The 12374-nt window shown below is 38.0% G+C and carries 10 protein-coding genes and 1 pseudogene; 10 read left to right on the top strand and 1 reads right to left on the bottom strand.

Going from position 1 to position 12374, the window contains the following annotated elements:
- The first annotated feature begins 179 nt into the window (after positions 1-179).
- From ltrA to CJF42_RS21650, 10 genes and pseudogenes are all read left to right on the top strand, one after another.
- On the top strand, positions 180-1121 hold the full coding sequence (ltrA, locus tag CJF42_RS21605; protein ID WP_095368657.1) for a group II intron reverse transcriptase/maturase: 942 nt from the start codon (positions 180-182) through the stop codon (positions 1119-1121).
- A 52-nt stretch (positions 1122-1173) separates the two neighbouring features.
- On the top strand, positions 1174-1554 hold the full coding sequence (locus tag CJF42_RS21610) for a BlaI/MecI/CopY family transcriptional regulator (RefSeq protein ID WP_095368658.1): 381 nt from the start codon (positions 1174-1176) through the stop codon (positions 1552-1554).
- A gap of 3 nt (positions 1555-1557) precedes the next feature.
- Positions 1558-2520 carry a M56 family metallopeptidase gene (locus tag CJF42_RS21615; protein ID WP_095368659.1) on the top strand — a complete coding sequence of 321 codons (963 nt, stop codon included), beginning with the start codon at positions 1558-1560 and terminating at the stop codon, positions 2518-2520.
- A gap of 159 nt (positions 2521-2679) precedes the next feature.
- Positions 2680-3891 (top strand): TolC family protein, encoded by a 1212-nt coding sequence (locus CJF42_RS21620; protein ID WP_252097694.1) that lies wholly within the window; start codon positions 2680-2682, stop codon positions 3889-3891.
- A gap of 11 nt (positions 3892-3902) precedes the next feature.
- A complete protein-coding gene (locus tag CJF42_RS21625) occupies positions 3903-5141 on the top strand; it encodes an efflux RND transporter periplasmic adaptor subunit (protein ID WP_095368661.1) in 1239 nt (412 codons plus the stop codon).
- 9 nt (positions 5142-5150) lie between these two features.
- Positions 5151-8297, top strand: coding sequence for an efflux RND transporter permease subunit (locus CJF42_RS21630; RefSeq protein ID WP_095368662.1), 3147 nt, complete (start codon positions 5151-5153; stop codon positions 8295-8297).
- Positions 8298-8301: 4 nt separating this feature from the next.
- Positions 8302-9000, top strand: coding sequence for a HupE/UreJ family protein (locus CJF42_RS21635; RefSeq protein WP_095368663.1), 699 nt, complete (start codon positions 8302-8304; stop codon positions 8998-9000).
- Positions 9001-9020: 20 nt separating this feature from the next.
- Positions 9021-9533: a hypothetical protein gene (locus tag CJF42_RS21640; RefSeq protein WP_095368664.1), complete on the top strand. Its 513-nt coding sequence runs from the start codon at positions 9021-9023 to the stop codon at positions 9531-9533.
- Between the two features lie 30 nt (positions 9534-9563).
- Complete coding sequence (locus CJF42_RS21645; protein WP_095368665.1) at positions 9564-9923, top strand: DUF6488 family protein; 360 nt, start codon at positions 9564-9566, stop codon at positions 9921-9923.
- Positions 9924-10932: 1009 nt separating this feature from the next.
- Positions 10933-12122, top strand: a pseudogene (locus CJF42_RS21650) (IS4 family transposase).
- Between the two features lie 44 nt (positions 12123-12166).
- Here CJF42_RS21650 and CJF42_RS21655 read toward each other — a convergent pair.
- Positions 12167-12374 (bottom strand): phage integrase N-terminal SAM-like domain-containing protein (locus tag CJF42_RS21655; RefSeq protein WP_170940701.1); only part of this gene is annotated, 208 nt, incomplete at its 5' end.

The following is a 12374-nucleotide window of genomic DNA, read 5'->3' on the forward strand; positions in this document are numbered from 1 at the left end:
ATAGCCAAGAAGTGACGGTTAAGCAGGAATGTGGATGCTGAGAATTGAAGGGCGAGCAATGGAGTAATGACTGACCGCTTAGGCAGATTGCCAACAGGCTAGCACACCTAATGTCACCATGAAGAGTCAAACGATAGGTAAAGTGAAACGACCCTACATACCGCAAGCAAAGGCAGAAAATGACAGTTTATTACAGCTTGTACGGACAATTGTTAGACATTAACAATCTGCACAGGGGATTCAAAAAGGTAAAAAGCGCCAAAGGAGCAGCCGGAATTGATGGGCAGTCCGTAGGTGCGTTTGCCTCGAATTTAGAAATGAACTTAAAACAACTGCAACTTGAACTGCAAACCAAGCAATATCGGGCACAGCCAGTCAAGCGGGTTGAAATACCTAAAGGCGATGGTGGTGTAAGGCTGCTTGGTATACCCGCAGTTCGAGACCGCATAGTGCAGCAAACACTATTGAACATTCTCCAACCGATATTCGACATTGATTTTCATCCATCAAGTTATGGGTACAGACCAAAACGAAGTTGCCATGATGCTATCAGTAAGGCTACGGTGTTTATTCGTAAACATCATCTAGACTGGGTAGTGGATATGGATTTGTCTAAGTGTTTTGACTTGCTTGATCACGAATTGATCATTAGTAGTGTCAAACGTAAGATAAAAGACGGTAGCATTTTAAAACTGCTCAATCAGTTTTTAAAAAGCGGAGTAATGATAGGTCATAACTGGGAAGCGAGTGTAGTTGGTAGCCCACAAGGTGGCGTAATTAGCCCTTTGTTGGCGAATATCTACCTTGATGCTTTCGATCAAGAAATGAAAAAGCGCACTCACCGCATAGTGAGATATGCAGATGATATCTTGATCTTGTGTCGCACAGAAAAAGCGGCGCAAAGAGCATTAATGACAGCGACTCAGATACTAGAAAAAGACTTGAAGTTAACGGTTAATCAAAAGAAAACCCACATTGCTCATAGTAGTAAAGGGGTAAAATTTTTGGGAGTGGAGATAGGTAGCCAGTGGACACGGATACAAACATCGAAACTTAAAGGCTTTAAACAAAAAGTTAAACAATTCATTTTTAGAATAAAACCTATTGACGATCGGTTTTGATTTGGTTACATTAAACCTATCGTTGGTCGGTTTTGTTACAAGGGTTATAATTATGCAGCTTGGTGATTTAGAAAAAATGGTATTGCAATATTTATGGCAACATAAATCCGCAGATGTGAAAGAAGTTTATAATCATTTTGAAAAGATTCGAGGCGGTAGTTTAAATACTTATCAGAGCACTTTAGACAGATTATATAAAAAAGAACTATTAGCACGCCATAAAGTAGTAAACGCATATCAATATCAGCCCAAAGTGGGTAGACATGAACTAATTGGACAACTTATCAAGTCGGTTACTAATGATTTTGTTACTGATGACAATAGCTTAGTCGCTGCCTTTTCATCTATATCACAAGACTTTAATGAAGAACAGTTGAATAAATTAGATTCTTTAATCGAAGCTCAACGCTTAAAGTTAGCTCAGGATAAATAAAAGATGATTGAAGGGCAATTAGCACTTTGGTTTAACTTGGCAACTATTCTTGTTCTGTCATTTGCTATTGCTAATTTTTCTGTATCGATATTCGTATCCTTATTAGCTCAAAAATTTTTAGGTATGCAAGTAGAGTCAAGGAAAATTATTCTTTGGCTACTTTTAGTCTTACCATGGTTAGCAAGCATATGTGTTGTTTTGTTATTTCTAAATGGATATTCAACATCAAGCATTTTTGAATCAGAAGACAAGTATGCTCATTGGCATCATATGAGTGAATTTAATTTTCTAAGTTGGCACGGAGTAACATTAATATTTGCTTTTGGTTTTATTATTCATTTAGGTGTAAAGAAAGTCATTCAACTTAGGCTCCATCGCTTGAATTTATTGAGTTTAACGTATTTATCAAAGCCGATAGAGGATAATGTTTATGAAATTGAGCTATCAAACCCTAGTGCGTTTACGGCAGGTTTTACAAAAAAGAAGTGTTTTATTACTTCTGGCATGTTGAAGGAAATGACAAAAGACGAAGTCAGCGTTATTTTGGGTCATGAAAAAGCACATGCAAAGATGAATGATCCATTGAAGAAATGGTTGTTTGGTATCTTTTCGGCTTTTTTCATTCCGACTTTAGCTAAACGATTGAAGCTTCACATGATGTTAGCAATGGAACAGGCAGCGGATAATGCGGTGGTCAATAATGCAGTACCCTCCACATTTGTTGCAAGTACATTAGTGAAAGTTGCCCGGCTAAATGCGCAATATTTGCCTCTAAAGGATAATGAGCTAGTTGTTAACTTTGGGGCAGATGTTTTAGAGCAGAGAGTATATTTTTTGTTAGGACAATTAAGTTTGAAGCCAGCAAATAAAATTGCTACGGCCATTTTTGCTACGTTAATTTTTGTTGGATGTTTATCCTCAATAGATGGTGTACATCATTTAATAGAAACAGTATTTAGCCACTAATCTTACTGGTTATTTGCTGTTTATTTTTACAATCAAAACCGATCGTCAATCGGTTTGTTACTACCAAATTTCCAAAATAGTTTAAGGGGATGAATTTTGTTCATGTTTAAGAAGCTCAACATAAAACCGATCAGCAATCGGTTTACAAGTGTGAAAAAAGTGGCAGTTATAGGAGGATTTATTATTTCATTTAGCGTTTCGGCACAACAGACTATAACGCTTAATGATGCTATTAGCTTTACTTTAAAACAACACCCAGATCTAAAGTCCTTTGCACATAAGCTAGAAGCTTCTAGAGGGATGCTAGAACAAGCAAGTGTGTCTAGCCCATTAACCGTAAATATAGACGTTGAAGATGCTCTGGGAACAGGAGCCTATTCTGGAGTATCTGGAATGCAAACGACCATGAGTATTTCATGGCTGCTAGAGGGCGATATTATTGATTCGAAGATCAAGGTTGCTAAGCAAAATGCTTCAGTATCTATTTTTGAGCAGGAGGTTAAGGCACTCGATATTGCTGCTGAAACAGCAAAAATATTTATCACGCTGTTATCTCAGAAGGAACAATTAGTACTAGCAAAGCTAACGAGAAATCAGGCTAAAAAATTACTCAAAGAAATAAATTTACGTGTTGGTGCTGGTAAGTCAAATATTATTGATGAGCTGCGAGCTAAAGCTGATCTCTCAAAGAAAGAACTAGTTGTTGAAGATTTATTACACGAAATTGAAGCAAGCAAAGCGCAATTAGCTGCTCAATGGGTAGGAGATACTGACTTTCGGGTAGATGGGACTTTAATTGGTATTCCTACAATTTCACAAGTTGAAATGGCGTATAAGCGATTAAAGTCTAATCCTCGCTTAAAAGTTTTTGCCTCTCAGCAACGAATTGCCGAATCTGAAATAAAATTAGCAAAAGCTAATCAAAAGCCTGCTTGGACTGTTAATGCTGGAATCAAAAGAAATGAAACTGTTGACGACTTTGCATTTACTGCGGGAATTTCAATCCCTTTTGGTGGAGAAAACAGAAATCGTGGACAGATTATGTCTCTACAAGCAAAAAAGAGTCAAAGCATGGCTGAATCCGATGCGTGGTTCAAACGTATTTCAACTCAATTATTATTACTTACCCATAAGCTCAAGCATAACCGACATGTAATCGACGGGCTGTCTAAAGAAACGATCCCTTCACTTGAATTAGCAAGCGGTAAAGCCAAAGAAGCCTACAGTATAGGTCGTTATCGATACACTGATTTATACGCAGTACAACAAGAACTGATAGCTACGCAAGTAGAGCTGATCCAAGCCTATACAAATATCCAACTATTTAATATTGAGTTAGAACGCCTCACAGGCTCATCAATTTCTATGTAAGAGAGAAAATTATGAAGATTAAAAAAATTATTACTTCGATTTTATTATGGCAGTTATCGATAGCGAGTATTTCAGTTAGCTCCATAGTGAATGCGCAATCAGCCATTGAATCAACTAAAGAGGAAGTGGAAAAAGGTCCAAATAACGGACGGATGTTACGTGATGGTGACTTTGCTATTGAGTTAGCTATTTTTGAGGATGGCATGCCACCAGAATTTAGGATATTTGCAACCAAAGGCGACACAAAGCTTTCGGCAGCAGATATTGAAGTGAATGTACAACTTTTGCGACTAGGTGATGTTGTCGATGATATTAATTTTTATGTCGAAAAAAGCTATCTCCGTGGTGACATGGAAATATTTGAACCACATTCTTTCCAAGTGCAATTGACGGCAAGATATGCAGGTAAGACGCATCAATGGTCATACGATAATTTTGAAGGACGTGTAGCGATAGAAAAAAAGATAGCAGATGCAATGCAAATTGAAACGGAAGCTGTTGTTAGTCAGGTTTTCGATGAAACTTTAAAAGTGTTTGGGAAATTAAAAATTGCCCCTAATGCTATTCGTCATGTGAGTGCCAGATTTCCAGGGGAAATTAAAAGATTTCATGCCGTTCTTGGTCAGCGAGTTAAAAAAGGACAATTATTAATGACGATTGAAGGTAATGAAAGCCTTCAAACCTATAAAGTGTATGCGCCAATGAGTGGTTTGGTGACAGCTCAAAATGCTGGGACTGGAGAGCAAACAAATGATAGGAGGCTTTTGACGATATCAGATACAAGCAAGCTTATTGCTGAATTGGGAGTATATCCAATGGATCAGGCAAAAGTGAAATTAGGCTCCTTGGTTAATATTTCAATAACTGGAAGCGATAAGGTTATTAAAACACAACTATTTGATGCTTTATTTGACGTCAATAATGAGCAGGCAAAGTTATTTAGGGCTGAGATTGATAACACAAATGGTTCGCTTAAAGCAGGTCAGTTCATTTCTGCTGAAATACTACTCGATTCTTATAAAGTGCCTATGGCCGTTAAAGCGACAGCTTTGCAATCCTTCCGCGACTTCACAGTTGTATATGCGAAAGTTGATGAACAATACGAGGTAAGAATGTTGGATTTAGGTAGGAAAGTAGGACCGTGGGTGGAAGTCTTAGGCGGCATAGCTGCCGGGACTGAATACGTGGCAAAAAATAGCTACATCATCAAAGCAGATATCGATAAGTCTGGTGCGTCTCACGATCACTAAGGAAGTAGTATGTTGGAATCAATTTTAAAATTTTCAATCGAGCGAAGTAAGTTAATACTGGTATTTGTATTAGTAATTTCAGCGCTCGGACTATGGAACTTTACGAAGTTACCCATAGATGCCGTACCTGATATTACTAATGTTCAGGTAATCATTAACACCGAGGCCCCAGGTTATACACCGCTAGAGGTAGAACAACGGGTAACCTATCCGCTTGAAACGGCTTTAGCTGGAGTACCAGGCTTACAAAGTACTCGTTCTGTCTCACGGTATGGTTTGTCTCAAGTTGTTGCCATATTTACCGATGACACCGATATCTATTTCGCCAGACAACTTGTAGGTGAAAAACTTAATGCTGTCACTGGTGAGTTACCTCTCGGTTTATCACCTGTACTTGGCCCTATTGCTACGGGCTTGGGCGAAATATTCATGTTTACTGTTGATGCCGAACCAGGAGCAAAAAACGAAGATGGCAGTGACATAACCTCAACGGATCTTCGCACAATCCATGATTGGATCATTAGGCCACAATTGATTCAAGTTGAAGGTGTAGTCGAAGTAAATCCAATAGGCGGTTATAAGCGAGAAATTCTTATAGCACTTGACCCTGAAAAGCTTTTAGCACATGGATTGAATCAACAGGATGTGATCACTGCTGTTGGTACTCATAACCAAAATCAAGGCGCTGGTTTCATCGAAAAGAATGGTGCTCAATGGTTAGTACGTATTCCCGGCCAAGTTGAAGATGTAATAAGCTTAGGAAATATTCCAATTGCTACACGCGCAGGTCAATTTTTAAAAGTAAAAGACGTTGCTCAAGTAAAAGAAGGTAAAGAGCTACGTACTGGCGCTGCCACTCAAGACGGCCATGAAATCGTACTAAGTACGGTATTTATGTTGATTGGAGAAAATAGTCAAAAGGTAGCCAAGGCTGTAGGTGAAAAACTAGCAGAAATTAATGAAGGTCTGCCTGCTGGAGTGAATGCCAATGCGGTTTACGATCGAACTAAACTGGTAAATAAAACCTTAGAAACGGTAAAGATGAACCTTATGGAAGGGGCTATTCTTGTTATCGTTATCTTGTTTCTTTTATTAGGTAATTTCAGAGCTGCATTGCTTACTGCTGCTGTGATCCCATTTGCAATGTTAATGACGGTTACAGGGATGGTACAAACCAAAACTAGCGCTAATTTGATGAGCCTAGGGGCACTTGATTTTGGTTTACTTGTTGATGGTGCAATTATCATTGTCGAAAACTGCATGCGAAGGCTTAGTCATGCCTCAAATGGAAAAGCACTTCCAATAAAGGAAAGGTTAGCGTTGGTCTTTGATGCAACACGTGAAGTTATTCGCCCTGCTCTATTTGGTGTTTTTATTATCACTGTGGTGTATTTACCTATCTTCGCTTTATCCGGTGTTGAAGGCAAAATGTTCCACCCAATGGCGATTACGGTTGTTATTGCTTTAGTAAGTTCAATGTTACTGTCAATCACCTTTGTACCTGCGGCAATAGCGCTTATGTTTAAGGGGCCTATTGTAGAAAAAGAAAACATCATTATGAAGACAAGTGAGTCTTTGTATAAGCCTGTTTTATCTTTTGTACTTAAGGCTCGATGGTTTGTCGTTGTAACGGCATTCTCACTTGTAGTTTTTGCAGGCGTGATGGGCAGTAAATTAGGAAGTGAGTTCGTACCTAACTTAGATGAAGGCGACATTGCAATGCATGCTCTTCGTATTCCAGGTACATCGCTTTCACAATCAGTTGAAATGCAAAAGATTTTGGAAGCAAAAATTAAGGAAATGCCGGAAGTTGAGTTGGTCTTTGCGAAGATAGGTACTCCCGATGTGGCAACTGATCCTATGCCACCAAGTGTCGCTGATAATTTTATCATGCTTAAACCAAGAGAGCAGTGGCCAGATCCTGATAAATCTAAAGACCAATTAGTTCTAGAGCTTGAAAGTATCGTTACGGCAATACCTGGTAATCGCTATGAGTTCTTACAACCTATACAAATGCGATTTAATGAATTGCTTGCAGGGGTTCGCTCCGAGCTTGCGATTAAAGTCTTTGGTGATGACTTTGACACACTGGCTAGTTTAGGAAAGTCGATAGAGTCAGCGATTGAAGGTGTAGAAGGAATTAGGGATATCCAAGTTGAGCAAACGAAAGGTCTTCCTATTCTTACTGTAGTGACAAAAGACGAAATGCTCGCCATGTACTCTATCAGTAAAGCTGACTTACAACAGCAAGTTGCGCTTGCTATTGGCGGAGAAACCGTTGGTAAGTTTTATCAAGGCGATAAAAGGTTCGATATAAAAGTACGATTACCTGAAATGGCACGTAATAATGTTGATGGTTATACCCAATTACCAATTTCGTTACCTAGTGGTGGCTATGTTCCCCTTCAAGAACTAGCGTCTATTGAAATGGTTAACGGCGCTAATCAGGTGAATAGAGAAAATGGTAAACGTAGAGTAGTAGTGACTGCAAACGTTCGAGGAAGAGATTTAGGTAGCTTCGTTGGTGATATTAAGAAGGCTATCGATGCAAATGTTGATATGCCATCTGGATATTGGGTCGAATATGGCGGCACTTATCAAAAGCTGCAATCTGCTACAAAGCGGTTGAGTGTTGTTGTGCCTGTTACCCTCGTTTTGATTATTGGACTTTTATTACTTGCTTTAGGCTCTTTCAAAGATTCAATGATTATTTTTACTGGTGTGCCGTTAGCATTAACAGGAGGTGTTTTCGCCCTAGTAATTAGAGATATTCCATTTTCAATTTCAGCGGCAGTTGGATTCATAGCACTGTCAGGGATCGCGATATTAAATGGCCTTGTTATGGTTTCATTTATTCGAGAACTGATTAAAGAAAAGTTGAGTTTAGAAGAGGCAATAATTAAAGGAGCACTAACTCGCCTTCGACCAGTTCTTACCACTGCGTTAGTTGCTTCATTAGGGTTTATACCAATGGCCTTTAATACTGGGATCGGCTCAGAAGTTCAACGACCGTTAGCAACGGTTGTCATTGGAGGCGTCATTTCCTCTACCATTTTAACACTGTTTGTTCTTCCTGCTTTATACCGTTTGCTGCATGCAAGAGGTACTAAAACTATAGAAGAAGTAGATACTTATTCAATTTCAACTAAAGGGTAAATTAATGTTAGGAAAATTTAAACTAACGTATTTGCTGTACCCGTTATTTATTCTCTGCGCGATGGTTTCCGTTGAAGCCTTCGCTCACGGGGTGGATGATAGTACACGCAACTTCTTACAAAACAATACAGGCATTCAAATATTGCCATTTATGTATATTGGCGCAAAACACATGGTAACAGGTTATGACCATTTGCTGTTTTTAGTGGGAGTTTTGTTCTTTTTACGTAATACACGTGATGTCTTACTTTACGTCAGTATGTTCACCGTAGGTCATAGTTTAACGTTGATGACAGGTGTACTGGCCAATATTCAAGTTAATGCTTATTTAATTGATGCCATCATCGGCTTGTCAGTCGTCTACAAAGGGTTTGATAACTTAGGTGGTTTCAAACATTTTTGGGGTAAGCAACCCAACCCTAAAAAAGCTGTGCTTATATTTGGGTTATTTCATGGCTTTGGTTTAGCAACCAAAATACAAGAATTTGAATTACCTAGTGAAGGTTTAGCGACAAACTTATTGTCATTCAATATTGGCGTTGAACTAGGTCAATTCCTTGCGCTGATGTTTATTCTGTTAGCGATAAATTATTGGCGTCAATTTTCAAGCTTTAATAAGTTCGCTAAAACCACTAATACCGCCTTAATGAGCGCAGGTTTTATGCTCGTTGGCATGCAATTAACCGGATATTTCATTAACTAATTACTATGAGAAAAATATTTATGGATTCACAACAAACAAGTCGCTCACTAATTAGAGCGACAGTAATTTCACTACTCATTGCCATCGTTACATTAGTGCTCTTTATTTTGCCAGCAGAGTATAACATCGATCCAACGGGTATAGGAGGAAAGCTAGGGCTTACAGTCTTTAATGAAGAAGCCCAGCAGACAACGACTCTAACTTCGAAAAAAGACCAACAAGATTCAGTTATCTTAAATGTCCCTGCTGGAAAGGGAATTGAGTATAAACTTTCAATGCAAAAACATGCTAAAGCAACATATGAATGGACAACCGATGGTGGAAGCTTATATGTCGATTTACATGGCGAGCCAGCAGGTGATACAACGGGGTATTTTGAGTCATATACCATCGCCACAGTTGCCGAAATGAAAGGAAGTTTTACTGCGCCCTTTGAAGGTTCACATGGTTGGTATTGGAAAAACAAATCTGATCGCGATATTCAGGTTCAACTCATTTTCAATGGTGAATACGCCATTGAAGGTCTTAAGTAAACAATAAAGTAAAGTAAAGGTAATACAAATATGAACATCTTCAAAAAAATAATATTAATCTCGTCTTTAGCACTATCAGCTACTGTTTTTGCTCATTCTGATGGGCATGGAAAAGTCAATGCTGAAAAAGTAATAGAAATAGCACAAACCACCGCCAAAATGCTCTCTTTTAAAGACCATGGTATGTCTGTCGGAAAAATTGATAAATCATGGAGTGATGTGACTAAGGAACAATTTAGGGTAGTTGAAGCAAAAGAATCCAACTACATTGTAAAAGCAATTAATACTAAAACTAAAGAGACACTTTATTTCAACATAAGTAAAAATGGAGAAATAAAAGACGTTAAAACTGGTAGCTCATTTAACAGTAGCCATGGTCATTCACACTAATTTTGTTCCCCTCTATTCTTTCATTTAGATAGGGGGATAATTTCAAAACTGTTTTTAGCACAAGGATGTGGACTTTTATACCCAAGCCACTTCAAGATGTGAGGTTCAGGACTGCTGAGCAATTCATGATCTAGGCGCATCTTTGCATTAATGGTTACTCCCTTAAAAAAGATGGACCGGCAATATGCTCCTGCATTGCTCTAGTACCTACATCCATGCAGGCAACAACGAGCATGATTTGCTCAGAAGTCCCTGTAAGGTTGGTTTATAAATACTTTATGCAGCGTTATTGATTTTGAAAAGGGAATAACCATGTTCTTCAATCAATGCCTAGCCTAAAGTATTTCTACTTCCAACTGAATCCTGCATCTTGAAGTGGTTTGGGTATATTAGCGTAATATCTGCATAATTTTCGTTCGCATTGATTTAGTTGCATTATGTCTGTTGTAACGGAACAACTTCCGTTTTTGTTTAATGCACCAATGACGGCATTGGTGGCAAAGCTGACCTCTGGTTGGCCACGCATTGTAGTGGAAAAACTTACTCTCTGTGGTATTAGTTGTCATAAAGTAACTTGATTTTTTAATCTATATGTTTTGATTTATATACTTGGATTGGTTTCCATCTTTAAGTGTTTATATCTGGAAGTTTACTAGGTTATAAAAGCCTGAAGTTTCCAACTTTAATTGATTTTATTGAAATCATAAGTTGTTGTATTTATAGATAGTAAAATCTAAAAAAGTTTCCAACTTTAACTGTTGTGATCATGTTTTAATAACAAGTTAGTTTGATGAAAACCGAGCCTAGGCTCGGTTTTTTTGTGGGATTTGTAAACAAAGTTTAGTAGATAGCCGTGCGATTGCACAATGCAAGACTTGACCCTGTCGAATCCCCACATTTAAACTAATAAAATCAGTATATTAGATTTAAAATAGATTGAAGTGCATAGCCATTTGTGATCTTATGTGTATTTTCCGACCAAAGAATTTACCCAAAAAGAAAACTGACTATGCACATAAATGGATTATTACACAGAACTTTTAACAAAAAATCTGGCATGATTGATAAACGAAATCATAAGACATTACTGTTTGCGGCTGAGACACTTTGCCAAAATAAACACCTGTCTATTGCAGCTTTAGGGCGAAGCTTAAAAAGCAAAGCGAAGGTTAAACACAACATTAAGAGAATGGATCGGTTATTTGGTAATCCCCGCGTTCAAAACGCTCGAATTCACTATTGCAGAGAAGTTTCCCACATAACCCTTAATAATATAGAACGTCCAGCAATCTCTATTGATTGTTCTGGTTTAACACCATGTGGAGAATTTCATTTACTGCGAGCATCTGCGCCAGTAAAAGGTCGGGCCATGACTATTTTTGAACAAAGTTATCGTGAAAGTGAATATATGAAACAGAGTGTCCATGAAGGCTTTCTTAAAACACTTCAGTCAATTTTACCGCAAAACTGCAAGCCAATCGTAGTGACAGATGCCAGATTTCGAAATACCTGGCTTCAGCTAATACTCAAATTTGGCTGGGATTTTGTTGGTAGAGTAAGACATAGCACACAATATAAAATACCTAATGAAAACAGCTGGAACCAATAAAAATACTCTATCCAAAGGCAACCGCTAAGCCGAGTTATTTATTTGAATCATCCTTGGCCAAAACCAATTCGTTACAAGGGCACTTCTATTTATTCAAAGAGTGACCTAAAAACCGCAAGCATAAGAATTTACGAGGCAGACCTGTGCGTTGTAGTGCGAGTTTAAAACATGCCAAGGGTGCAACGGAGCCATGGCTGCTGTTTACCTCTTTATGCCAGGTTACGTTTCCTGTGCAAAGTATCGTTAAAATTTACAAACAACGCATGCAAATAGAAGAAGCTTTTAGAGATTTAAAAAATACCAACAATGGTTTGAATATGCGTCATTGTCGTAGTTATGAAAAAGGACGATTGAATGTCGCATTGTTGATCGCTTTATTAGCTAATTTTATCCTGTGGATTGCAGGTTTGAGTGCGAAAATAGTAAATGTACACCATGAGTTTCAGGCAAATACAATCAAAAATAGGGCAGTACTTTCTTGTTTTACATTAGGAACCCAATACTTTCAAAGGTTCGGATTTAAAATCCATTTACGCGTTTTTGCAAAGGCAGTCAGGCAATTAAATATCGACTGCCAAGAGTGTCTTTGATCATGAATAATTGTGGGGATCCGTCAGGACTTGACCCTGTCGAATCAAGTAAATCCTAAATCACCTAAATTTATTTTTAAACACTGAGCGTACAAAAATATAATTGAGTTTAAAGCTGACTTTTGTGTATTTTTAGCGACATTTTGAGAAGTTGCAAGCCATGATAAATAACTTTTAACTTCTTCTTTTCCCATATCCAATGGGTGACGCTTATTATTAAATAAAATAAATTGTTTTATCCAATATAAATAA

This window comes from Pseudoalteromonas sp. NBT06-2 (genome assembly GCF_002276045.1).
In the GTDB taxonomy this organism is placed as follows: domain Bacteria; phylum Pseudomonadota; class Gammaproteobacteria; order Enterobacterales; family Alteromonadaceae; genus Pseudoalteromonas.

Bases quoted from the DNA above. Each gene is read 5' to 3' on its own strand.
- CJF42_RS21640 (WP_095368664.1), top strand. From the start codon at position 9,021: ATGGATTCACAACAAACAAGTCGCTCACTAATTAGAGCGACAGTAATT.
- CJF42_RS21625 (WP_095368661.1), top strand. From the start codon at position 3,903: ATGAAGATTAAAAAAATTATTACTTCGATTTTATTATGGCAGTTATCG.
- CJF42_RS21645 (WP_095368665.1), top strand. From the start codon at position 9,564: ATGAACATCTTCAAAAAAATAATATTAATCTCGTCTTTAGCACTATCA.
- CJF42_RS21610 (WP_095368658.1), top strand. From the start codon at position 1,174: ATGCAGCTTGGTGATTTAGAAAAAATGGTATTGCAATATTTATGGCAA.
- CJF42_RS21615 (WP_095368659.1), top strand. From the start codon at position 1,558: ATGATTGAAGGGCAATTAGCACTTTGGTTTAACTTGGCAACTATTCTT.
- CJF42_RS21635 (WP_095368663.1), top strand. From the start codon at position 8,302: ATGTTAGGAAAATTTAAACTAACGTATTTGCTGTACCCGTTATTTATT.
- CJF42_RS21630 (WP_095368662.1), top strand. From the start codon at position 5,151: ATGTTGGAATCAATTTTAAAATTTTCAATCGAGCGAAGTAAGTTAATA.
- ltrA (WP_095368657.1), top strand. From the start codon at position 180: ATGACAGTTTATTACAGCTTGTACGGACAATTGTTAGACATTAACAAT.